The 21,424-nt window shown below is 45.6% G+C and carries 24 protein-coding genes; 8 read left to right on the plus strand and 16 right to left on the minus strand.

Going from position 1 to position 21,424, the window contains the following annotated elements; all coding sequences use genetic code 11:
• Nucleotides 1-76: 76 nt before the first annotated feature.
• The 7 genes from FLA_RS04335 to FLA_RS04365 form a co-directional block, all read right to left on the minus strand.
• On the minus strand, nucleotides 77-700 hold the full coding sequence (locus tag FLA_RS04335) for a hypothetical protein (RefSeq protein WP_076383027.1): 624 nt from the start codon (nucleotides 698-700) through the stop codon (nucleotides 77-79).
• A gap of 701 nt (nucleotides 701-1,401) precedes the next feature.
• Nucleotides 1,402-2,613 carry a hypothetical protein gene (locus FLA_RS04340; RefSeq protein WP_096510740.1) on the minus strand — a complete coding sequence of 404 codons (1,212 nt, stop codon included), beginning with the start codon at nucleotides 2,611-2,613 and terminating at the stop codon, nucleotides 1,402-1,404.
• A gap of 45 nt (nucleotides 2,614-2,658) precedes the next feature.
• Complete coding sequence (locus FLA_RS04345) at nucleotides 2,659-3,210, minus strand: hypothetical protein (RefSeq protein ID WP_076382436.1); 552 nt, start codon at nucleotides 3,208-3,210, stop codon at nucleotides 2,659-2,661.
• Nucleotides 3,211-3,410: 200 nt separating this feature from the next.
• A complete protein-coding gene (locus FLA_RS04350; protein ID WP_076382435.1) occupies nucleotides 3,411-4,169 on the minus strand; it encodes an SDR family NAD(P)-dependent oxidoreductase in 759 nt (252 codons plus the stop codon).
• A gap of 450 nt (nucleotides 4,170-4,619) precedes the next feature.
• Nucleotides 4,620-5,204 carry a Crp/Fnr family transcriptional regulator gene (locus FLA_RS04355; RefSeq protein WP_076382434.1) on the minus strand — a complete coding sequence of 195 codons (585 nt, stop codon included), beginning with the start codon at nucleotides 5,202-5,204 and terminating at the stop codon, nucleotides 4,620-4,622.
• A gap of 197 nt (nucleotides 5,205-5,401) precedes the next feature.
• Nucleotides 5,402-6,025 (minus strand): NADPH-dependent F420 reductase, encoded by a 624-nt coding sequence (locus FLA_RS04360; RefSeq protein ID WP_076382433.1) that lies wholly within the window; start codon nucleotides 6,023-6,025, stop codon nucleotides 5,402-5,404.
• Between the two features lie 62 nt (nucleotides 6,026-6,087).
• Complete coding sequence (locus FLA_RS04365) at nucleotides 6,088-6,840, minus strand: SDR family NAD(P)-dependent oxidoreductase (RefSeq protein ID WP_076382432.1); 753 nt, start codon at nucleotides 6,838-6,840, stop codon at nucleotides 6,088-6,090.
• A 104-nt stretch (nucleotides 6,841-6,944) separates the two neighbouring features.
• Here FLA_RS04365 and FLA_RS04370 point away from each other — a divergent pair, with 104 nt between their 5' ends.
• Complete coding sequence (locus FLA_RS04370; protein WP_076382431.1) at nucleotides 6,945-7,322, plus strand: winged helix-turn-helix transcriptional regulator; 378 nt, start codon at nucleotides 6,945-6,947, stop codon at nucleotides 7,320-7,322.
• A gap of 713 nt (nucleotides 7,323-8,035) precedes the next feature.
• Here the strand turns inward: FLA_RS04370 and FLA_RS04375 are convergent.
• Nucleotides 8,036-8,470: a hypothetical protein gene (locus FLA_RS04375; RefSeq protein WP_076382429.1), complete on the minus strand. Its 435-nt coding sequence runs from the start codon at nucleotides 8,468-8,470 to the stop codon at nucleotides 8,036-8,038.
• Nucleotides 8,471-8,532: 62 nt separating this feature from the next.
• The gene (locus tag FLA_RS04380) at nucleotides 8,533-9,180 is read right to left on the minus strand and encodes a putative polyvalent protein kinase domain-containing protein (protein ID WP_076382428.1); all 648 of its coding nucleotides are present in this window, start codon (nucleotides 9,178-9,180) and stop codon (nucleotides 8,533-8,535) included.
• A gap of 355 nt (nucleotides 9,181-9,535) precedes the next feature.
• Here FLA_RS04380 and FLA_RS04385 point away from each other — a divergent pair, with 355 nt between their 5' ends.
• The 3 genes from FLA_RS04385 (at nucleotide 9,536) to FLA_RS04395 (ending at nucleotide 12,164) form a co-directional block, all read left to right on the plus strand.
• Entirely contained in the window at nucleotides 9,536-10,405 is an 870-nt protein-coding gene (locus FLA_RS04385) for an AraC family transcriptional regulator (RefSeq protein WP_076382427.1), read from the plus strand.
• A 90-nt stretch (nucleotides 10,406-10,495) separates the two neighbouring features.
• Complete coding sequence (locus FLA_RS04390; protein ID WP_084206532.1) at nucleotides 10,496-11,146, plus strand: HD domain-containing protein; 651 nt, start codon at nucleotides 10,496-10,498, stop codon at nucleotides 11,144-11,146.
• Nucleotides 11,147-11,246: 100 nt separating this feature from the next.
• Nucleotides 11,247-12,164, plus strand: a complete 918-nt coding sequence (locus FLA_RS04395; protein ID WP_076382426.1) for a hydrogen peroxide-inducible genes activator — start codon at nucleotides 11,247-11,249, stop codon at nucleotides 12,162-12,164.
• A gap of 43 nt (nucleotides 12,165-12,207) precedes the next feature.
• Here FLA_RS04395 and FLA_RS04400 read toward each other — a convergent pair whose 3' ends face one another.
• Nucleotides 12,208-12,693, minus strand: a complete 486-nt coding sequence (locus FLA_RS04400; RefSeq protein WP_076382425.1) for an ankyrin repeat domain-containing protein — start codon at nucleotides 12,691-12,693, stop codon at nucleotides 12,208-12,210.
• Nucleotides 12,694-12,720: 27 nt separating this feature from the next.
• Nucleotides 12,721-13,206 carry an ankyrin repeat domain-containing protein gene (locus tag FLA_RS04405; RefSeq protein WP_076382424.1) on the minus strand — a complete coding sequence of 162 codons (486 nt, stop codon included), beginning with the start codon at nucleotides 13,204-13,206 and terminating at the stop codon, nucleotides 12,721-12,723.
• 217 nt (nucleotides 13,207-13,423) lie between these two features.
• On the opposite strand from FLA_RS04405, the gene FLA_RS04410 reads away from it, so the two are divergent.
• Nucleotides 13,424-14,944: a catalase gene (locus tag FLA_RS04410; protein WP_084206531.1), complete on the plus strand. Its 1,521-nt coding sequence runs from the start codon at nucleotides 13,424-13,426 to the stop codon at nucleotides 14,942-14,944.
• A gap of 198 nt (nucleotides 14,945-15,142) precedes the next feature.
• On the opposite strand, the gene FLA_RS04415 is transcribed toward FLA_RS04410, so the two are convergent.
• A complete protein-coding gene (locus tag FLA_RS04415; protein ID WP_076382423.1) occupies nucleotides 15,143-15,748 on the minus strand; it encodes a TetR/AcrR family transcriptional regulator in 606 nt (201 codons plus the stop codon).
• A gap of 272 nt (nucleotides 15,749-16,020) precedes the next feature.
• Between FLA_RS04415 and FLA_RS04420 the strand changes: the two genes are divergently transcribed.
• Nucleotides 16,021-16,896 (plus strand): NmrA family NAD(P)-binding protein, encoded by an 876-nt coding sequence (locus FLA_RS04420; protein WP_076382422.1) that lies wholly within the window; start codon nucleotides 16,021-16,023, stop codon nucleotides 16,894-16,896.
• Between the two features lie 91 nt (nucleotides 16,897-16,987).
• Here the strand turns inward: FLA_RS04420 and FLA_RS04425 are convergent, their stop codons facing one another.
• From FLA_RS04425 to FLA_RS04435, 3 genes are read right to left on the minus strand one after another with little or no spacing between them, the layout of a single operon-like run.
• Nucleotides 16,988-17,668 (minus strand): metal-dependent hydrolase, encoded by a 681-nt coding sequence (locus FLA_RS04425; RefSeq protein ID WP_076382456.1) that lies wholly within the window; start codon nucleotides 17,666-17,668, stop codon nucleotides 16,988-16,990.
• 4 nt (nucleotides 17,669-17,672) lie between these two features.
• Nucleotides 17,673-18,539, minus strand: a complete 867-nt coding sequence (locus FLA_RS04430) for an alpha/beta fold hydrolase (RefSeq protein WP_076382421.1) — start codon at nucleotides 18,537-18,539, stop codon at nucleotides 17,673-17,675.
• An 18-nt stretch (nucleotides 18,540-18,557) separates the two neighbouring features.
• Nucleotides 18,558-19,487: an alpha/beta fold hydrolase gene (locus tag FLA_RS04435; RefSeq protein ID WP_084206530.1), complete on the minus strand. Its 930-nt coding sequence runs from the start codon at nucleotides 19,485-19,487 to the stop codon at nucleotides 18,558-18,560.
• Nucleotides 19,488-19,659: 172 nt separating this feature from the next.
• Here FLA_RS04435 and FLA_RS04440 point away from each other — a divergent pair, with 172 nt between their 5' ends.
• Both FLA_RS04440 and FLA_RS04445 read left to right on the plus strand, forming a co-directional pair.
• Nucleotides 19,660-20,310, plus strand: coding sequence for a TetR/AcrR family transcriptional regulator (locus tag FLA_RS04440; RefSeq protein WP_231940389.1), 651 nt, complete (start codon nucleotides 19,660-19,662; stop codon nucleotides 20,308-20,310).
• Complete coding sequence (locus tag FLA_RS04445) at nucleotides 20,307-20,711, plus strand: hypothetical protein (RefSeq protein WP_084206529.1); 405 nt, start codon at nucleotides 20,307-20,309, stop codon at nucleotides 20,709-20,711. Before FLA_RS04440 ends, FLA_RS04445 begins: the two co-directional genes overlap by 4 nt.
• 39 nt (nucleotides 20,712-20,750) lie before the next feature.
• On the opposite strand, the gene FLA_RS04450 is transcribed toward FLA_RS04445, so the two are convergent.
• Entirely contained in the window at nucleotides 20,751-21,356 is a 606-nt protein-coding gene (locus FLA_RS04450; protein WP_076382419.1) for a Crp/Fnr family transcriptional regulator, read from the minus strand.
• Nucleotides 21,357-21,424: the final 68 nt, after the last annotated feature.

Raw genomic sequence — 21,424 nt, forward strand, 5'->3', positions numbered from 1 at the left:
GGAACAACACATTTGATTGCATTGTTCCCATTTCTGTGGAGGGAAGCGGGGAGGTACATGGAACCCTCCATGCTATCTATCCTCCATACACCGCCGATACAATATCACTCGGCTGCCCTATATCTTCTCTTCCGTTAAAATAAAACGCCATATACTCGCGTATCTCTGCCTGCTGGGGCACAGCAAGTGGGCGGGTATCCTGGTAAGGTGATTCATAATCGTTACCCAGTTTTTCCCAACCGTAGGTACCCTTAATACGGCTGTAAATGGTAATACATTTCATCACCTGCAGGTTAAAGGTAATATCCACCCTGCCGGAATAAGCTGTGGCCTTAATGATTGGTTTTATCTCCTTTAGGTCGAAGATTCGGGTGCTGCCTACAATTCCGAGCGCACTGCCCAGCGAATCCTGGTAGTTTTCATTGGATTTCATTTGTGCTGCCAGCCTGATGATTACCTGTATGGAATCCTGCACTGTTTTGTTCCTGGCCTTTACGGACTCTTCAAAGTCTTTACGCTTTACCTCGGTACCGGTTATGGCTGTTACCAGGGTATCTGAGGCCGTTTCCAGCTCTGTTACCTGCTGAGTGCTCAGGCCCAGTTGGGGGCCTATCACGCTGGCCTTTTCTTTTAAATTACTGCCCCATACTATTTTTTTTGCATCGGCTTTAGGAACAAAATGGATATACTGTTTTTTCATAAAATGTGTTTTTGTTTATTAACTAATAATTGTTGTTGCCGCTCTTTTTTATTGATCCCCTCTACTGTTCTGGCTCCTGCGCAGTTACCGGTGAACGAAACGTAGTGGAGGGTGAGCTGCGATGTAAAATTGCAAAAGGGGGTGAAGAGCATAAAACCTGTGTCACAGGTGTGTTGGGCTCAAACGCAGTGGGGACGCGGAAAAAAAACTTTTTATTTTGTGGAAACGAAAACGGTAAAAAACTTTAGAAACTGCGCAATTGGCTCATATACAGCTGGTTGTGATGTTGTGTCTGGCTAACGAAACACAGGTGTAACACAGGTTTTGCCCCGCAAATGCAGTGGTAGTAAGGGTTTTTGTTTCAAAAACCGTTTTTTAGTGTGCCTGCTTGCTTATAAAAAAAGGAGCTTTCCAATGCCTCGTCCTACAGGATGGGCGTCTTGCTCTATAGGACGAGCTGCTCGTCTGTTGTGCCGGGCAACTCGCCCTATAGCGCAAGCAGCTCGTCCTAACGGATAAGTTGCTCGTCCGTTAGGATATGTGTTTGGCTTGCAGGAATCAGTGGCCTGGCAGATGGTAGGGGCACAAAAAAAGCACGCCCCGGATGCCCGGAAGTGCTTTCCCATGCCTCGTCCTAACGAGCGAGCAGCTCGTACGTTAGGACGAAGCGCTCATCCGTTAGTATATGGGGGCGTAAAGTGTTATTCTTCCGTATGCAGATCGTCCGGAAACCTGCCGCCGTTGCGTTTTATTTTTCGTAGTATCAGCCCACATTCGTCTAATAACGCCTCCAGCTTACGGATGGTAGTTGCAGAAACCCGGTTGCTGGCCATCGTTACCAGGTTTTCTGCACTGGGCATTTCGGCACGCGGAAAAGAAACCACCTTGCTTAAAATGCGTAATACAGGGGCAAATTTTCTCAGTTTGGTAAAGCCAGCCACTACCAGCATGCGTACAAAAACGCTGAAAAATATACCGTTCTCCCGCATCTCGGCTCGGTCCAGCTCTTCCCGGTCGGCTTTTATTTCTTCACTGGTCAGATTGGCCTGGCGATTCAACCATTCTTCTATATGTATAGCCACAGCATCGGTTTCCTGGCTATAGCCGCCGCAGGTAGCTGGTTGCCACCTGGTAGTGGTTAAGGCCTGCAGGTATTGTTTACGCAACCGGCCTATACAGGCAAGTTTGTTTGCCCCGCTTTGCGCTGCATGAATTTGCATGCCGGCTTCAGTGGCCATGTAATGCAGTAATCGTCTGCAATTGAGGTTCATGGCAATGGCAATTTCAAACAGCTGTTCATGCGCGCCCTTTGCACGGTTCCATAATTTAAGATTATGAAGCAATGTATTAATATAGTCAACCCGCTCCTTACTACGTTGTTCGGGTACACTGTGATGCACGAATGTATGTACCGCCCGTAATATGGCACGCAACAGCTTATTGCCAGGATACTGTTGCAGTAGCCGCTGGTATTGCATACGGGCATTGCTTACTTCCATTTTTACATAACTTTCCGGCAGCTGATAATCGGCCGCAAAAAAACGGTATAACAGCCGGTGAAAAGTTAAACAGAGAAATTCTATCCTTTCCGTAATCGCGTGATATACTACCTCCGGATAGTATTTTAACTGCGGAGAAAGCTTTACCATAGCTGCCAGCTTGGCTACTATATGGCACCGGCTGGTATGTAGGGCTCTTGTTTCAGGAGTAATATCTTTATGCGACACCTGGATGCTATCAATACATTCTGTAACAAGTGTGGTAATGCGTTGTGCCAAAGCCTCCGGATTGTATAGCAAGGGGGCATGTGTATATTTACCAAGGTCGTAAAACACCTGTGTAAGTTCTGTAAGCGGGCCCGGATGAAGGTGGTGCAACTGAGATGCTTCCTGCCCTAAAATTGCATTCGTCATAGTTGGCAAGTGAATACTGTTAATGGTTGACGGTACGGTATAACATTAAATAGCCATAAAAGCCCCTTTATGAATATTATCGGCAAGCACAATTTCACAAAGGTCATTATCGTGAGGCTTTATGCGTTCTGTAAGCTTATGCATAAACGCTTCTGCCCATAGCTGGGTAATGGGGTGGGGCTGTTTGGTATCCGGAGAAAAAACAATGCCAGCCGCGTGCCTGGTAGCCTGGGCTACCAGGAAGTCTTTTCTTTTATGCCGCGCGCTTCTTATCGACTTTTCATTAAATAGCGTGTCGGAAGGTTGTCCGTTCTGTTTCAGATCCTGAAAGTCTTTATAGGATTGATAGCGGATCTGCAACCATTCTTCCAATACAGCAGCAATAGTGTCTATATCCGGTAAAGTAATACCGGCGGCCTTTTCTTCTTCCGTAAGTAGGGGAGCGGGGCCTGTAATGGCCGCTTTATAGGTGAGTAGCACCAGTGCCAGAAAATCTTCCGGCGACTCCTTCCAGGGAAACCGTACCTGTAATACAGAATGCAGCAGCTCCTGATAGGCTTTTATGTACTCTTTAAACTCCTCCGTTTCCTCATACATAGATAAAAAACTTATTTATTCGTTTAACTATTGGGTGAACGGCCGTTCAAAAGGATAATGGAATACAACGAATATAATGAGTAATCGTATATAATTATTCTGTAGCGCTACTTTTCAAAAAAACAATATGTACGGGCTGTATGATTCATTAATTTCATAGTAGTGGTATTTCCTTTTGAGTCATTTTGGGGATTACGATTTTAAAAGCCGTACATACCACCTGATACGGAAATTTGCTCACCAGTGATCCATGCTGCATCATCGGATGCCAGAAATACTGCTGCTTTTGCAATATCGGCAGGCTGACCTCTACGGCCCAGCGGTGTTTTTTCGACAAACATCTTTTCGTACTCACTGCCTACAGTGACGCCCGCGCTGACTGCACCTTCCGTTTCCGTTGCGCCCGGTAAAATAGAATTTATACGAACGTTTTTAATACCTAACTCCTTAGATAAAGCAATTGTGAAGGCATCCAGTGCCGCTTTAGTTGAAGAGTATAATGAGGCATTTTGAAGAGGGTATTTACTTGCACCTGAACTGATATTTATGATGTTTCCACCCTTATCGCCGAAAAGTTTCAAAGCTGACTGGATAGTCAGTATTGGCCCTAACACGTTAACATTGAAACTTTGATGAAAGTCTTCTTCCGAAATGAGTTCAATCGGTGCATATCCCTGAGATACTGCATTATTTACCAAAATGTCCAGTGCTCCGAAAGCGCTCTCTGTTTCTTTAAACAACCTGGCCACATCGGCTGCCTTCGATATATCGGCCTGTACCGCAATGGCCGTACCACCATTGTCGGTTATCACTTTAACCACTTTTTCCGCTCCTTCTTTACTGGAAGCATAATTTACAACAACCTTTGCACCTGCGGCAGCAAAGTGTTTGGCGATAGCTGCACCTATTCCTTTGGAAGCACCAGTAACTACCGCTACCTTGTTTTCTAATCTACTCATGATTTCTATTATTAATTATGTTCAAGCTCTACGGTTTTTTCCGCTCTGAATTACACTTCAAAATTGGTGCATGTTAACGAACTGCATGGTGACACGGATCATCAAATACACACGATAAATGTCAGGTCGAAGTGGTGACTTAAATCAAGACAATTCGGTAGCTCATTATAATACAGCTAATTAATAAAGCGGTTAAAAGTCAAGATGTAGAATTCCAGAACAACCGCAACGGCATATATTCCATTGCTGACTACTTTTTCTCATCCGGGGGAAGTGTAAAATTGGCAAGTAACAATAGGAGTATAGGTAGAAGTAGGAGACAGCTACCTTTGTCAATCCAAATACCAATCAATCGGATGCCATTTTATCAGGGAGAGAGAATATCTTCCAGGCGATTCATTTTAGCAGGCCCATTTGTAATGATAGCGAAGCCTTAAATTGCCAAAGGGGTTATTTTAAAGCGTTTTTCTTTATCCTGCTCAAAGTTTCAGAGGATAAACCAAGATATGAAGCAATCATATTTTGCGGGAACCGCTGTAGGAAATGAGGATAATTACTGACGAATTCCTCGTAGCGCTCTTCAGCTGAATAGTTAATAGCCTGCATTCTTTTTTGGGTTGCAATGGTGTTGTTTTGACTGATTACATTCGACATCGCAGAAAAAGCAGGTATCTTCTTAAGATACTCTTCAATTTCCGCGTTGGTTGATTGCAGTATCTCCAATTCTTCCAGCGCTTCAATATTAAAGCGGCTAGGCGTTAATAGGTAAAAGCTTTCAAAATCTGTCAGCCACCAATTTTCCACAGACAATTTTAGTATGCGTTCATGTCCTTTTTCATCTACTGTAAAGGTTCTGGCCGACCCTTTTACAATGAACCCGATATATTTGCACACGTCTCCTTCCTGTAGAAAGTATTGCCGTTTTCGGAGTTTTCTGGGTTTGAAATGTGCGGTCAATAAATGCTTATCATCGTCTGATAGAAATTTGCCTGATATTTTTTGAATATAATCGAAAAACGCTTCAAAATTGGACATCGTTCAAGTATCTAATTATGCGCAATTTACTCAAGCTGCTGCTAAATGACTAATGTATATTTAGTCGTATTGCCTGTGTGATATTTGCCTATTAATAAAATAATCCGCTAAAAATCATTGTTTTAGCGGATTATTGGTTTTGTTACAGTTAGCAGTTTACAACTTTTGAACGAGTCTACATTTGCGATCAAAATTCGTTAGTCGAACTTGACCAAATCCTTAAAGATCAGTTGACCCCAAGTGTTTCCGCGTGCCTGCACAAGCAGTCCACCTTCCGAAAGGCCACCAAGTTTGATTGGTGAAAAGCCGAGATTTTCCGCCAACACACCAATCTCCGCTGCTGCGCCTTCATCATCGCTCGCCAAGAATACGACTCTTCTGCCACCATTTACGGCCGGATTCTGGTCAAGAATGGCTGCGCCCAAATGATTGAAGCCTTTAACCAGTTTCCCTCCAGTGAATGCCTGCGCGACGAATTTGGAAGAAGGCTGTCCGCCCAGCTCCTCAGGAGGTACGCCGTAAGCATTGGTTACATCGACTATGGTTTTTCCCTGCCATGTGGACAGCATCTTTGCGACATCCGGGTGCGATTCAAAACGCACCGCCAAAAAGATGACGTCCGCTTTGACGGCCTCTGCAAGTGTTGTGGGAATGATCTCAGTGCCTATCGTGGCTGCATCGGGTGCAAAGCTTTCCGGGTTGCGTGTGGTTGCGATTGATACTTTAATACCGTTGCGGGCAAACGCTTTTGCAAGTGCTCGGCCAATTTTGCCGAAGCCGATAATCGCGTAGCTTGCTATATTGTTTTCTGATTTACTCATTTTGAAAATATTTTAATGATTAATATGACGTGGTTTATAAACCAGCGCCATGGTAAGATGGATTATTTAGCTAAATAGGTCATACCGCCATCAACAAGGAGTTCGGCACCAAGCATGAAAGAAGAGTCGTCAGAAGCAAGGAAAACCGCTGTTTTACCAATGTCAGATGGTTGCCCGATCCGGCCTATCGGCATTTCACTTGCAAAGTGTTTTTTTATGCCTTCAATTTGTTCTAATGGAACAAACTTTTCAAATGCAGGTGTATCTGTTGTGCCCGGTGTAATCACATTTACCCTGATCTTTCGATGCAAAAGATCGCTTGAAAATGCTTTTGCAAAAAAAATCACAGCCGCTTTAGCAGCACCGTACAGCGTAAAATTCGGGTATGCACGGTGCGCTGCATTTGACCCGATAAGGATAATAGAACTGCCATCATTTATATAAGGCAGCGCTTTATTAACAGTGAAGTAAACACTTTTTAGGTTTAGATCAATTGTCTTGTCAAAGTCTGCTTCGCCCAAAGTTGCCACAGTTCCTACGGTTCCACCACCCGCGTTAGCTACGATCACATCTATCTGACCAAACCTTTCAGTGGTTTCCTTAAACACTCTTTCCAGATCAGCGACTTTAGTAATATCGGCATTTATGGCTATAAAATTATCTCCAAGCTGAGCCACAGCACTATTTAAAGTTTCCTGATTTCTGCCGACAATAACTCCTTTAGCACCCTCACTTTTAAATTCCTGCGCAATGCCAAATCCAATGCCACTATTACCACCTGTGATAACTGCTACTTTGTTTTTTAATCTGCTCATTATTCCTTTTTTAATGATTGAATGACAAAGCTAGATTGGTGAAGTTACTTTTAGTAACTTTGTGCTGAAAAATAACAGTAACACAAGTGTAACTAAGTAACATTATGGGGTGTAAGATAGAAGAGTTCCAAAAGGACCAAAAGCAAAGAATGAGGGCCGTACAGGATTCAATGGACGCATTAAATGGGAAATGGAAGATTGCTATTATCTCGTCTATTTGCTGTTATGGTAAAAGGCGATTTTCAGACATACTGAATGATATAGAAGGAGTTTCCAACAGAATGTTGAGCAAAGAATTGAAGGAATTAGAAATAAACCAATTGATCAAACGAACCGTTTTAGACACGCAACCTATAACGGTTCAATATGAACTTACGGAGCACGGCAATACACTGCAAACCATTATCAGCAATCTTGCAGATTGGGGAATTGTACATCGAGAGAAAATTGTCGGGAAAAAATGTCCAATCTCGGTTGAGTGACGTTCTTTGTTAACACGAAGCGAGCAAAGGAAGTATTGAACAAGAGCCACTGTTAAAAGCACATTTACCTTATTGAAAATATTTGTCAGCGGGTTGTACTTTTTATGTTATCAATTGGTGGATGGAATCAACTGATAACATAAAAAGCTAATTGCTTTAACCTATTTTAATCTGTTTTTACACTCAATACTTTGGTTAATTCTACCTTTATAATGATAGCCCTTTCAATTCCGTTTTGACGTTCAAATGTGGTTTGGCACTGGTTTGTTTGCTAATTGTTTGCGAATCGGCGTGATGTTGATTAGCTGTAATTTTTAAATCTCTCATGATTTGAAAATTCAGACAGTCTGAAATTTTAAACTATGGTCGAATTCTAATGTGGATGTCAAATGATTATAGAGGTGGGATATTTTAAAATCAGAAAAGCCCCAACATTTCTGTTGAGGCTTTATCTGTGGAGGGAAGCGGGGAAAAATCGAACTTTTTGGAGGATTTTGAGGCGATCTGTAATCTGTTAAATTTTAAAGGGTAGGAGTGTTGGGAGGCCATAATTGTCTTCTTGGATATGATGGACTTCTATTTTTTTACGTTCAAATAAGTTGGGGAAGTGTTGTTTTGGCTGAGTATAGGATTTTATCTGCGTCCAAAATAGGGGTAAAAGTGCTGGTTTTGGCTGGAGATAAAAACGATGGATTTTATAGTCAGAGTGTTGGTTAAGTGTCTATTGAAAGGTCTATTACTTTATTGTCTTTTATATAGAGATTAAAATGTGCAAAGCTATCTTGATGATCTTCAAAAGTAATGCTCCAGCTAACTTTTTCTTTAATAATGACTTCCACCGCAACAGCTGTTAAAGTAAACCGTTGATGCCAATGCGTAAATTCTGCAGTAAGATTACTTTCGGTAAAAAGCTCAATAAATTTAGCTGTGATAGCTGCATCGAGTTTTTTCAACTCGTTATCCAGCTGTTTAATAAAGCTTAATTGGTCAGGTGCCGGTTCTGTTAATGTGCCATGAACGGATAGAAGTCTGTTTTCCTTTAGCGTAGACCAGATCGGTTGTGTTTTGTTATTTAACAGTGTAAATATCCCTAAGTCTGTTGTTACCTGAATTCGGCTTTTAGGTTTGAATAGGTTGAATAATTTCATTATTAAAATATAATCTTGTTTAATCCTGAGTAAGCTATTGATAAGCAATAGTGGTAAAACTACTATTGCACTTCTAAAATATAGAAAATGGTATCTATAAAGAACAGGGTTTCATCTTTTGCAACGACATTTTCATCATGCATATCTTCCAAAGCAATGCCTAATGTTTGATTATAATAGTCTTGCTTTTTTGTTTTAAAAAAGTCATTGTAATTCAATAAAGATTCAATGTCGGCAAGGTTGGCATGCCCGCCTCTTATATAGGGCTGTTGAAGAATAGCAACTAGTCCTTTGGCGTTTTCAGAAAAGCCTAACAATGAATATTCTGTTTGAGGGAAAAATAAATTATGAAGAACCAGACTATTAAAATACTCAGTCCATCTTTGGTAGTATCCGGCGTCATTCACTTTGATAACGTGCTTTCTGTCCTCGGCGAAGTAGACTTTTGATTCGCCGCCTTCTGCGAGATATAGGCTGCCTTCTGGTAGCGTTGGATACCAGAGGCCAGAACTTGTAGCCCACTCTCTTAGGAATTTATCTTCCCTTTCTTTGATGATTGAGTTACTTGCGAAGTTGCTTTTAATAGTTGGACTTGTGCCAAAGCTTCCGCATAGGAGGTTTCTGGTTGTTGAGCAAGTATTTCTTTCCCCTTCCTGGATAAATCCTCGAACGATATTTTGTATTTCTCTTCTGACTTCATTTGAAATCATTTTTAACAAAAATAATGAAATGGCAGAAAATAAAGAAGCCTCAACTTTCGTTGAGGCTTTGTTTGTGGAGGGAAGCGGGGAAATATCGAACTTTTTGGAGGATTTTGAGCTGATTTGTTCAAAATTGAATCTTTTTTCATGCTTATTACTATTTTGGTCCTTTGGATTATAAAAAGGCGATGAAGGTGTTATTTACAATAAAACATAGGCTATAATGGGCTTTTTAATGTAAAAGAAAGCGGTTATTCCATTTTTGGTTCTGAATGAGCCCTAACTGCTGTATTAGCTGCAATGCTTTTGTTGAATCTAATGGTGACAGAAATTACTATTTCTGAAATTTTCTACTTTTGTGAAAATGCCGTTAGGATTGAGTGCTCCTCTTAATATATTTAGGGAATCTACCATTAATAATTCGTTTTCGATAGAGCGATTGGATAATCGTGCAATGAACAGCGACTTTCCGGGCCGGTTAAGTTATCATCGCATATTGTTAGTAGAGAAGGGAAGAGGTTCCATAACTGTGGATGGCGGTACTTTTGAAGTTCATGGTGAAGAAGTATTCCTGTTAGCTAAAGGACAGATTTATATATTTAAAGCTTCTTCTGTTGTTACGGGCTATGTAATTTGTTTTGGTGATTGTTTTTGGGAAAAAGCGCCTGCCAGTGCTAGCAATTGTAAGGCGGTGCTCTTCAATAATGCTGCTGTGAACCAGTGCCTGCAACCAGAGGAGAATGAGTTACAGGAGTTGCAGTTGTTATTCCAGGCCTTGCTGAGAGAATATGAAGCTCCTGCTTACAACAACCAGGTGGACGCCATGGCGGCATACCTGAAGATCATTATGATCAAATTGGCCAACGTAAGGATGACGGAAGAAGCGACCTTCGACAGCCAAGATTACGTGTTATACAGGAAGTTCCTGGATCTGCTCAGCGCCCAATATAAACAACTCCATGAGGTCAGCGATTATGCTGAAATGCTAGGTGTCGCACCACGGCGGTTGAGCGATCTGTGCAGACGTTGTTGTCGTAACAGCGCTAAAGAACTCATCACCGGACAAATTGTAGCGGAGGCGAAGCGGGCACTGCAGTTTAGTGCTAGTCCAGTCAAAGAAATCGCCTATCTCCTGAACTTTAGCTCCCCAGAACAGTTTAGTCACTTCTTCAAAAAGAACACCCATTTTTCTCCGGCCAGCTACCGCAGCCAATTCATCAGTATCGGCCAATAATAGCCGCACGTCAATTCTGACATGTCAAACGTATGTATTGCTATTCCCCGGGGCATCACACCTAGCTAGCTTTGACAAAAATTATCAGATATGTCAGTGAATCACAGGAAGAAAGTAGCGGGTATTACCATCCCCGATAGCGCTATTGCCACGCAAGCCACAGAGCTGCTGCTGGAACATGGTACAGAGTTTATCTATAACCACTCCCTCCGGGTATTCCTTTTTTCGTCTCTGAATGCACAGCGGAAACAACTGGCTCATGATACGGAGTTATTATATGTGGCATCGGTCTTTCATGACCTGGGGCTCGTACCGCATTACAGCAGCCCCGATCTTCGTTTTGAAGTGGATGGTGCTAATGCAGCGCGGGATTTCCTGAAAACCCATGGCGTCCCGCAAGACAAATTGCAGCTGGTATGGGATACGATTGCCCTGCATACTACGATAGGTATTGCCGAGCACAAGGAGAACGAGGTTGCGCTGATGTATAGCGGGGTAGGCCTGGATGTGATGGGAGAAGGGTATGAACATTTGAGTACTGTACATAGAGAGGAGATCGTAGAAGCTTTTCCGAGGAATGACTTTAAGAACCGGATCATTCCAACGTTTTTTGGCGGCTTTGCGCATAAAACAGAAACGACCTTCGGCAATATCAAAGCGGATGTCTGTGCGTTTATGCTGCCGAACTTCCAGCGCAAAAACTTCTGTGATTGCATCCTGCATTCGCCGTGGTCTGAATAAGTATAACGGATGACAGTGACATGTAGGATTGCAGGCCCGGTGTTTCCGGATCATCAGAAAAAGCTGCCTGTAGGTAGCTTTTTCTTTAAATTGAGCAGGTATGACCATTACACAATTAGAATACATTATAGCGGTGGATACGCACCGCAACTTCAATGTGGCTGCTAAAAACTGTTTTGTATCCCAGCCTACACTGAGTATGCAGATACAAAAGCTGGAAGAAGAGTTGGGGATAAAATTGTTTGAGCGTGCCAAACAGCCCATTGTACCTACACCTATGGGAGTAGTATTGCTGGAACAGGCCAGGATTACGCTTGGTGAGTTTCATAAAATAAAAGAGTTGGTAGAGGAACAGGAACAGGCATTACAGGGAGAACTGCGGGTGGGTATTATTCCCACGGTCTCTCCTTATATTCTGCCACGTATCCTGTCCCCTTTTAAACAATACTATCCGCAGGTAAAGCTGGTGATCTGGGAACAAACTACGGATGCTATACTGCAACAGGTAAAAACAGGGCAGCTGGATTGTGGTATTGTATCTGCACCTATCGATGATGCACAGCTGGTGTTGCAGGAACTGTTCTCTGAACGGTTTATCGCGTATATAGGCGATCCGGGGAAACGAGAGCAGGACGAACGTATCGATCCTAAGGATATCAACGTTGAAGATCTTTGGTTGCTGGACGAAGGGCATTGTATGCGTGACCAGGTGCTGAATTTCTGCCAGTTGCGGGACAGGCATCGGCAACCATCACACTATGAGTATAAAACCGGCAGCATAGAAACGTTGAAAAAGATGGTAGAAGAAAACGATGGAATCACGATCCTGCCGGAACTGGCGATCCTCGATCTCACGCCAGCACAACAAGACCGGGTTCGTCCTTTCACAGCACCAGAACCCAGGAGGAGTATCTGTCTTGTCACGCAACGTTCTTTCCTTAAACGTATGCTGATTGGGGCGTTGAAGGAGCAGGTGCTGGCAGCGGTGGAAGGTCGCCTGCCGGCGGATGCAGAATAAGCCGTTCCAGCCAGCCTGTATTAGCTGGTTTTAGCCGGGCGTGCTATTGTGGGATGCCTATCCGCTCATTGGCTGCCCGTGCCAGCATTTCATAACCGGCCGCATTGCCCTGAAGTAAGGCATAGTCCACCGGGTTCTTTCCAAAATGATCCCGGTGGAGGGGATTAGCTCCTTTATGCAGGAGTAACCGGATGATCTCATTCTGCCCGAATGTAGCGGCGAATGTCAGTGCGGTTGCGCCATTGCCATTGGGATGGTCTATCACTGCTCCCTGTTCACACAATGCTGCCGCTACTGCGAGATAGCCTTTGAAACAAACACCCATCAGGGCGGTATTTCCCATGCTGTCTTTTATTTCTGTATCTGCACCATATTGTAATAAACAATTTACGGCTTCCAGGTGACCATAATAACCTGCTATGATCAGTGGCGATGAACCACGGGCGTCTATGCTGTTGATCTGTCCTGCATCGATGAAGGAACGTAATGCGGTCACTTCATTTGACCTTGCAGCGTCGAAAATATCCATACGATTGATGATTTTGAAATTGAAAGATTATTGTGCTGTAGGGGTATGCCTGCTACGTGGGAAAACGTGTTTGATGGTTTCCTTGATGCCCGTGTTCACAAAAGTACCGATCAGCCTGATGCGATCACTGATCCCTTTCTTGCCGGATGCGGCTCCGTAATGAAGTAATAACTGTGCAATAGCATCACGGCCAAAGGTAGCAGCGTAGGTCAATGCCGTAGCGCCGCTTTTATTTTCGGTATGCATCGATGCACCATGGAACAACAGGAGTTCTACGATTTCCAGGTATCCTTTAAAGGCGGCTCCCATCAGGGCTGTATTGCCATAGGTGTCTTTCAGCTCCATCGCTGCATGTGCCTGTAAGAGTAATGATACTGCTGCGGCCTGGTTGTAATAGCTGGCCAGGATCAATGCGGTAGAGCCGCGTTCGTCCTGCCTGTTGATATCGCCGGCTGCTATGAATGTTTGTAAAGCGGATAAATCCCCGCTGCGTGCTGCTTCAAAAATAGTCATCGTGTTTGTTTTGAATGTAACGGGACAAAAGTAGTATCCTGCCAGGGGGATGGTAACGATATAGAATAATAACATGGGCAATAGGATTTGTCTATCGCATGGCGGATGGTGACCGATAGGTAAAACCTATCGCTGATCTTATTTACTTATTCTGTTTGTGCGGGGTAACCACCCTTTTAGTTTTGTCCCATCGAATCATTACATAAAATACATACATATGAACCAGGAGAAGGAGCAGAAGACATTGGCAGGTACACAGGCATCAGGAGCGGTATTAACTACCCGGCAGGGCCACCCGGTACATAATAACCAGAGTATGCGTACGTTGGGCAACCGGGGACCGGCGGTACTGGAAAACTACCAGTTCCTGGAAAAGATCGCCCACTTCGACCGGGAACGTGTACCGGAGCGTGTGGTGCATGCACGTGGAGCAGGGGCCCATGGTTATTTTGAAGCGTATGGTACGGTTGGCAATGAACCGATCAGTAAGTATACGCGGGCGAAGTTGTTCCAGCAACCGGGGAAACAGACGCCTTTGTTTGTACGATTCTCTACGGTGATACATGGTGGCCACTCACCGGAGACACTGCGTGATCCAAGGGGCTTTGCCGTAAAGTTTTATACGGAAGATGGCGTGTGGGACCTGGTAGGGAATAACCTGAAAGTGTTTTTTATACGGGATGCTATTAAGTTCCCTGATTTTATTCATGCACTCAAACCAGACCCGGTACACAACCGCCAGGATGGCGGCAGGGTGATGGATTTTTTCAGCAACTCTCCCGAAGTGTTGCATATGATCACCTGGCTGTTTTCGCCCTGGGGTATCCCTGCGAACTACCGGCAGATGCAGGGCTCCGGTGTGAATACATACAAGTGGGTGAATGCCGAAGGCGAAGCAGTACTGGTCAAGTACCATTGGGAGCCGCTGGCAGGTGTGAAGAACCTGACACAAGCCGAAGCCAATGCCATACAGGCCACGAATTTTAACCATGCGACACAGGACTTATACGATGCGATAGCGGCAGGGAATTACCCGCAGTGGGAGTTATGTGTACAGATCATGAGTGATGATGCACATCCCGAGCTGGACTTTGATCCACTGGATGATACAAAGATCTGGCCACGGGATCTTTTCCCCTGGTATCCCATTGGTAAGATGACACTGGATCGCAACCCGGCCAATTATTTCGCAGAGGTGGAACAATCCGCTTTCGGTCCTGGTGTGCTGGTGGACGGGCTTGATTTTTCAGATGATAAGATGCTGATCGGCCGTACTTTTTCCTATTCCGATACCCAGCGCTACCGTGTAGGGCCTAATTACCTGCAGTTACCGATCAACGCTGCGCGGAACCACGTTGCCACGAACCAGCGCGATGGCAGTATGACCTTCCGGGTAGACCAGGCCGTAGGTGCCAACCCGCATGTCAACTACGAGCCCTCCAGTTTAAACGGGCTGGTGGAAGCACCGCGAACACATGTGCCTTATGAGCCGTCCTATGCTGCGGCCAAAGTGGTACAGCAATCCATAGACAGGACAAACAATTTTCAGCAGGCCGGAGAACGCTATCGCAGTTTCGAGGAATGGGAGCGTGTGGAACTGGTGAACAACCTGGCTGCTACGTTAATAGAGGCGCGGGAAGATATCCAGCAGAAAATGCTTGGTTATTTCTATGAAGCCGATGCGGATTATGGCAGGCGTGTGGAAGCTGCCCTTGCGGTGAAGAAGCAAGGTGCCTGATAGTATAGGGAGATAGCGACTCCTGGAATGCGTGGACTGCTGACAATGGTATGAGACTGTTGCCGGTGGTCCCTGTTTCTTTTATTGTCACCGGATAAGCGCGAAGCTGCGCGACCAATGGTTATGCAGGTGATCAGTATATAGGGTTTATCATAGGACGGGTGATTTCCTTCCACATACAGACCAACGATGTATTGTTTACCGTTTTTTGATCCCTTTCAATAGCTGTTCCACTGTTTGCAGGATTTTGTCCAGGCTGGTGGCGCTATGGGTAATCTTATAAATCATCACTCCGCCTTCTATCAATGCAATCATAGACAAGGCGAGTTGGGCGGGATCAATGTCAGCAGTAAACTCACCGGCCTGGATACCCGCTTCGACTAAGTCTGTGATTTGCTTTTTCCATTGTTGTATGGTTCTGGCAGCACGTTGTTTCAGTGCAGGATTGGTATCATCTGCATCTACACAGGTATTGAGAATAGGACAACCGCCATCCGGGAATACCTTACCTGCTACCTGGTCATATATTTTCGTATACACGAGTAGCTTATCGTAATACTTTGTTTCTGCTGCGATCCGCTGGCCGATATGCCGGAGTATTTTGTCCGTGTTATAATCATACACGGCGATGGCGATCTCTTCCTTGTTGGCAAAGTTCCCGTAGATACTGCCTTTGGTCAGGCCGGTTGCTTCCGTGATATCAGACATGGAAGTGCCTTCATATCCTTTCTTATTAAAAAGGGGAGAAGCGGTTTCTATAATGAATTGCCGGGTGCGTTCTGCTTTAGAGAGGGACTTGTCCATCTGCAAATATACGGCATGGCTTTATTGGAAAAGTATTGCGGAGCTTTTCTAAAATAAAAATAAAATTAAAAATATACCAAAAGGTATTTAAAATATATTTGTTGTTCAGTTGTAACGAAAGAACTATGGAAGCGTGTTATAGTGTGTTGGTAAAAGATAGTACACAGATCGTGTTGCCATGCCGGGTACAGGGAGCCCTTTTTTTATGTCTTAGAATATACCGATCGGTATATTGTTGGTCGCTTTTTATTCATTCATTATAATTACGTTTTATGGAGTATCAGGGAAAAGTGCTGGTAACGGGAGCGACTGGTTACACAGCGAGCCAGGTGATTCCGGGTTTGCGGGAAAGAGGTGTTGCGGTAAGAGCATTGGTGCATAAGATCGATGAGCGTTCCGCGAAACTGGAGCAGCTGGGTGTGGAAGTGGTGCAGGGGGATCTGCTGGATTTCCATGCGGTGAGCCGTGCGTTACAGGGGATCAGGAGTGTGTACTATATCTACCCGATCCTGACGCCGGGTATATTGACCGGAACAGCGTACTTTATCCAGGCAGCACGGGAAGCGGGTGTACGAAATGTGGTGAACATGTCGCAGATCTCTGCACGGAGAGACGCTAAAAGCAATGCGGCGCAGGATCACTGGATGGCAGAGCGGATGCTGGATTTATCCGGCCTGGAGGTGACACATATCCGTCCGACATTCTTTGCGGAGTGGCTGATCTACAGTGATTCGATCAAGGCCCAGGATAAAGTGGTATTACCATTCGGGGAAGGCCGATATGCGCCGATTGCTGCGGAAGATCAGGGACGTGTGATTGTCTCTTTATTACTGGATTCCGCAAAGCATGCCAGTAAGATATACCCGCTGTTCGGGCCTGTGGAGTACAAAGTGCAGGAGCTGGCGGATATTCTTTCTGAAGAACTGGGGCGTCCCATTGTCTACGATGCGATCAGTATCGAGACCTACCAGCAACAGGCAGCGGCGCTGGGTTATCATCCGCATTTTATCCAGCACATCTCGAATGTGGCGCAGGATTGCCGGGATGGTTTGTTTGCGGGGACCAATACAGCGGTACAGGATATTACCGGCCGGGAGCCGATGGGTATCCGAGAGTTTATCCGGAAGAACCGGTCTTACTTTGAATAAGACTAGCAGAAGGATATACACTAAAAAAGCTGCGCAATGGCAGCTTTTTTAGTGTCGGGCCGGTAGATAGAACCCACCGGTTTTATATCGTTTAGAAAGTGATGGATTCCCCGATCCCAGGTAGGTGAAGTGCTATACCGGCTGCTTCAAAACTGGCAGTGGCTTCTCCTTTGTCGATCCGGATAAAGCCAAAGGTGTCGTAGTGAACGCCCACGACCTGCGTGGTCTGCACGAGTTCTGCGGCTATCATAGCATCTGTATAGCCCATGGTCAATGCGCCACCGATAGGGAGTACCGCAAAGTCGATAGCAGTCCAGTCGGCCACCAGTGACATATCTTTAGACAAGGCGGTGTCACCGCTGTAATAGAAGTTGCCTTCGCCTGACTTTACCACGAATCCTGCAGCCATCCCGGCATAGGTACCATCCGGCAGGCTGCTGGAATGCCAGGCGGGAAAGGCTTTTACGATACCAAAAGGCAGCGATAGTTCCCCTCCGGGATTCAGTGGTTGCAGGTGTGCCACACCCTGCTTACTGAAGTATTGATAGAGTTCCCACCCGGCGATCACGGTAGCCCCCGTCAACCGTGCCAGTTCCACCACATCCTGCATATGATCATAGTGACCATGAGATACGAGGATATAGTCGGCTTGTACAGTCGCCAGGGAAATATGTTGTGCCAGTTCATTGCCGGAAATAAAAGGGTCAAATAACAACGTCTGTTTGCCGATGGTTACCGAAAAACAGGAATGCCCATAATAGTGTAATTGCATGGTATTAGTTTTCCGGGTGCAGGCCATGGTTCAGAAACAGCTTCACCTGTGTTACAAAATGCGTGTGGAACTGGTAATGTGAACCGTGGTTGGAATCAGGATACAACAATAATTGCGCATCTGGCAGGTTCTGTTGCAGCAGGTAGGAATTGACGGTTGGGAAGATGATGTCTTCTTTACCGGTTACTACCAATACCGGATGTGTAATCTTTTCCAGGTATTGGAAAGAGCCTTCCTGCTTTTTACCCCATTCCCCGATGGCTGCCAGCTGTGCGGGTATCACTTTGTCACTGATAGGTGCGTCGCGGTCTTCGCGGGCGCGGATGCGATCTAGGAACAGGCGGCCCGCTGCCTGGCTACTGTCTGTCGGTGCAAAGAAGGTATCAAGCAACAGTTCGTCAGGCTGCGCATAGGGCTTATCGAACAAAGCCCATACGGCAGGAGAGAAGGTTTCGAGATCCACACCACCACGGGGTCCTGAACCTACCAGGATGATCTTACGCACCAGATTGGGGCGGTTCACAGCCACCTGTTGCGCTACAAAGCTGCCCATAGAAAAACCGAAGAGATCTATTTGTTTCAAACCCAAAGCATCGATAAAAGCAATGGCATCATGCGCAATCTCCGCAATGGTATGCGGTGGCTCTCCATCTGTACTGGCGATGCCTTTATTGTTGAAGATGATTACTTCCCTTTCTTCTGATAAGAGATCCAGCACCGCCGGGTCCCAGTTGTCGAGTGTTCCGGTAAAATGCTGAAAGAACACCAGGGGAAGATGTTGACCGGTCTTTCCGAACCGGCGGTAAGCATAGCGGGTATTACCTGCCTGGATAAACTGCGTAGGAACGGTATTATGCGTATATGGTTGCATGACGTATATTTTTAAGAATTAACTATTTAAAAAATGAAGGGCCTGTTGTAAGAACAAGGCCGGGTATTGGTAATGCGGCGCATGGTTGGCATCGGGGTACACAATCAACGAAGCGTTGGGTAACTGTTCCTTCAGGATCACCCCATTCACAGTAGGACAGATGATATCCTGGTCCCCGTGTACTATGAGCACCGGCAGCTGCATCTGTTGAAGATATTCAAAACTACCTGGTTTCTTTTTGCCCCATCCAAAGATGGCCGCCAGTTGCGCGGGAACTACCTTGTCTGTCAGCGATGGTTCCTTCTGTGACCGTGCTCGTATACGTTTGAGATAAGCCCAACCAGCCTGCTGGCTTTCTTTGGTCGGTGTGAAAAACGTATCGAGCAGCAACTCATCCGGCTGCGGGTATTGCTTTTTAAACAAGGCCCATACTTCCGGCGAATAATCCTCCATCCGCTCTCCACCACGCGGACCGGTACCAATCAGTATGAGTTTCTTCACCAGGTCGGGCCTGTCCACCGTGATTTGCTGCGCGACCATGCCGCCGATAGAAAATCCCAGCAGGTGAATCTCTTTCAGCCCCAGGGCATCGATAAAAGCAACCGCATCTTTGGCCATGGCCTGGATGGTATCAGGTGTTTGTCCGTCAGACGAAGCCACGCCGGCATTATCGAAAATGATGACTTCCCGTTCCCGGGCAAACCCATCTATCACTGCCGGGTCCCAGTTATCCATGGTACCGGTCAGGTAATTCGTAAATACGAGGGGAAGCCCTTTTTTCTTCCCATAACGGCGGTAGGCGAACGAAGTATTCCCTGCTTTGATGAATTGGGTAGGTACGGACTGCGCCGAAGTACTGGTATTTGCCGCCAGCAGGTTCGATTTCGGAAGCAGGGTCAGACCCACCGAAGCCAGTACGCTGTTCTTCAGAAAATCCTTTCTTTCCATGACATATTGTTTAAAATAACCGGCAGCTGATCAGGCTGCCGGCCTTGTTGTTGAAATGGTATTGCTGGCCGGCTTTACGGAAGCAAATGTATAATGAACGATTGTTCATTTTGTTGAATCTTTTTGAAAATGACATTTTTATGACAAAAATGAATGATTGTTCATTTTATTTTTGCCTTGTCAAAAGACAGCTATGAGTAAAGCAGAAAAGACCAGGCAGGTGATCATAGAAAAGAGCGCTCCTTTGTTCAATACACGGGGTGTTTCGGGTACAGCGGTCACCGATGTGATGCAGGTGACGGGGCTAGCCAGGGGCAGCCTGTATGTGCATTTTAAGGATATGGAAGAACTGTCGCATTGCGCGGTCGACTGGAACCTGAACCAATTCCAGGAAAAAATCACCACAGAAGCACAGAAGTACAGCAGTGCAAAAGATAAGTTCTTTGGTCTGCTGGACTACCTGAGTGACCCGTTGAACCCGCCTGTGCAGGGGGGCTGCCCGATGATGAACTTCGGTATGGAAGCAGACGATACGAGCCCGGTGATACGCGATAAGGTGAATGAGACGATCTGCGCCGTACAGCAGGGTATGCTGGATATCCTGAAGGCCGGCATTAAGGCGGGTGAGTTTAGCAAAGACTGGGACTATAAAGTCTTCGTGGTAAAAGCCTATGCGATGATAGAAGGCGGCATCCTGGTCTCCCGGGTGACGAAGGATATTTCGCAGATGAAATTACTCGTGCAACTGATGAAAGACGAGGTGGAAGCAGCGGTACCATCGGCCACCGCCAAAAACAAACCCAATAATAAAAAACACAAATGACAATACATCCATTCCGACAATTCAGAGAAACGCCCGGCGCGACCTTAGAAGGACTGAAAGCCCTGCTGGCAGACGATGTTGTCTTCTCCAGCCCGATCTTCACGAAAGAACTCCGGGGTAAGGATCTGGTTGCCGGCGTGATGTTCACTTCCAGTAAAGTACGCAACGGTCGTTTTATAAGGGAGTTCCGGGACGGCGCAGAGACTGTGCTGATCTGGGAAGGAGAGATCGAAGGCCACCAGCTCACCAGCTTCGAGCTGATCCGGGACAATGCGGATGGGAAGATACAATACCGTTCCGTCGCCTTCAAACCCTTGCCGGTAGCGGAGTTGTTTAGAGACGCGATGTACGAACAACTGAAAGACCTGGTCCCTGCGGACCTGTGGAAGTTGCCGTTCTAAAGCTATTTTTTACTGTATGGAGGAGGACACCCCTGCCTTTTATTTAGCCGCAGCCTGCTGCATTCTTTTCCGTATCCTGCTTAGCGAAGGCCCTTCTATACCCAGGTAAGAAGCAATATGATAGAGTGGCACGTTGCTGGCCACGTCCGGATGTTGTTGCAGTAGCATGGTGTACCGTTCTTCCGGTGTCAGGAATAGCTGGGTTTCGGTATGATGCAATAAACCATCCAGTACCCGCTCTGTATAAATCCTGCCGAACCGTTCCCATTCGTGCGATTCCTTATACAGCTGTTGCAGCTGTTCGTGATGGATGTATAATACTTCAGATGCAGTCATCGATTCTGTGAAATATTCACAGGCAACCTGGTTGAGGAAACTACGATAAGAGGTCATGAGCTGGCCGGAGGTAAAAAACAACATGTTCTTTTCGGTTTGCTTTAACTCCTCATACTTATAAATACGGAAAATGCCGCTGAGCACAAAGCCCAGGTGTCGGCATACGTTTTTGTATTCATTGTAAAACTCCCCTTTTTTATAGGTTTTCAGCTGCCAGTAGGGTACGGAAAGTTCAAAAGCTTCCGGGCTCATGCCGGACATACCTTGTATATAGATTTCCAGTTGCTGCATAGGGGAGAGATCTTCCATAACTGTGCGGTTGATGTATTTTGATTGGTAAATATACCGAATGGTATTATAAATATCTGTCGTCTTTA

The organism is Filimonas lacunae (assembly GCF_002355595.1).
Taxonomy (GTDB): domain Bacteria; phylum Bacteroidota; class Bacteroidia; order Chitinophagales; family Chitinophagaceae; genus Filimonas; species Filimonas lacunae.

What these genes read in the sequence shown, in the direction of transcription:
- FLA_RS04335 (WP_076383027.1), bottom strand. Translation starts at nt 700, where the DNA reads ATGAAAAAACAGTATATCCATTTTGTTCCTAAAGCCGATGCAAAAAAA.
- FLA_RS04340 (WP_096510740.1), bottom strand. Translation starts at nt 2,613, where the DNA reads ATGACGAATGCAATTTTAGGGCAGGAAGCATCTCAGTTGCACCACCTT.
- FLA_RS04345 (WP_076382436.1), bottom strand. Translation starts at nt 3,210, where the DNA reads ATGTATGAGGAAACGGAGGAGTTTAAAGAGTACATAAAAGCCTATCAG.
- FLA_RS04350 (WP_076382435.1), bottom strand. Translation starts at nt 4,169, where the DNA reads ATGAGTAGATTAGAAAACAAGGTAGCGGTAGTTACTGGTGCTTCCAAA.
- FLA_RS04355 (WP_076382434.1), bottom strand. Translation starts at nt 5,204, where the DNA reads ATGTCCAATTTTGAAGCGTTTTTCGATTATATTCAAAAAATATCAGGC.
- FLA_RS04360 (WP_076382433.1), bottom strand. Translation starts at nt 6,025, where the DNA reads ATGAGTAAATCAGAAAACAATATAGCAAGCTACGCGATTATCGGCTTC.
- FLA_RS04365 (WP_076382432.1), bottom strand. Translation starts at nt 6,840, where the DNA reads ATGAGCAGATTAAAAAACAAAGTAGCAGTTATCACAGGTGGTAATAGT.
- FLA_RS04370 (WP_076382431.1), top strand. Translation starts at nt 6,945, where the DNA reads ATGGGGTGTAAGATAGAAGAGTTCCAAAAGGACCAAAAGCAAAGAATG.
- FLA_RS04375 (WP_076382429.1), bottom strand. Translation starts at nt 8,470, where the DNA reads ATGAAATTATTCAACCTATTCAAACCTAAAAGCCGAATTCAGGTAACA.
- FLA_RS04380 (WP_076382428.1), bottom strand. Translation starts at nt 9,180, where the DNA reads ATGATTTCAAATGAAGTCAGAAGAGAAATACAAAATATCGTTCGAGGA.
- FLA_RS04385 (WP_076382427.1), top strand. Translation starts at nt 9,536, where the DNA reads ATGCCGTTAGGATTGAGTGCTCCTCTTAATATATTTAGGGAATCTACC.
- FLA_RS04390 (WP_084206532.1), top strand. Translation starts at nt 10,496, where the DNA reads ATGTCAGTGAATCACAGGAAGAAAGTAGCGGGTATTACCATCCCCGAT.
- FLA_RS04395 (WP_076382426.1), top strand. Translation starts at nt 11,247, where the DNA reads ATGACCATTACACAATTAGAATACATTATAGCGGTGGATACGCACCGC.
- FLA_RS04400 (WP_076382425.1), bottom strand. Translation starts at nt 12,693, where the DNA reads ATGGATATTTTCGACGCTGCAAGGTCAAATGAAGTGACCGCATTACGT.
- FLA_RS04405 (WP_076382424.1), bottom strand. Translation starts at nt 13,206, where the DNA reads ATGACTATTTTTGAAGCAGCACGCAGCGGGGATTTATCCGCTTTACAA.
- FLA_RS04410 (WP_084206531.1), top strand. Translation starts at nt 13,424, where the DNA reads ATGAACCAGGAGAAGGAGCAGAAGACATTGGCAGGTACACAGGCATCA.
- FLA_RS04415 (WP_076382423.1), bottom strand. Translation starts at nt 15,748, where the DNA reads ATGGACAAGTCCCTCTCTAAAGCAGAACGCACCCGGCAATTCATTATA.
- FLA_RS04420 (WP_076382422.1), top strand. Translation starts at nt 16,021, where the DNA reads ATGGAGTATCAGGGAAAAGTGCTGGTAACGGGAGCGACTGGTTACACA.
- FLA_RS04425 (WP_076382456.1), bottom strand. Translation starts at nt 17,668, where the DNA reads ATGCAATTACACTATTATGGGCATTCCTGTTTTTCGGTAACCATCGGC.
- FLA_RS04430 (WP_076382421.1), bottom strand. Translation starts at nt 18,539, where the DNA reads ATGCAACCATATACGCATAATACCGTTCCTACGCAGTTTATCCAGGCA.
- FLA_RS04435 (WP_084206530.1), bottom strand. Translation starts at nt 19,487, where the DNA reads ATGGAAAGAAAGGATTTTCTGAAGAACAGCGTACTGGCTTCGGTGGGT.
- FLA_RS04445 (WP_084206529.1), top strand. Translation starts at nt 20,307, where the DNA reads ATGACAATACATCCATTCCGACAATTCAGAGAAACGCCCGGCGCGACC.
- FLA_RS04450 (WP_076382419.1), bottom strand. Translation starts at nt 21,356, where the DNA reads ATGGAAGATCTCTCCCCTATGCAGCAACTGGAAATCTATATACAAGGT.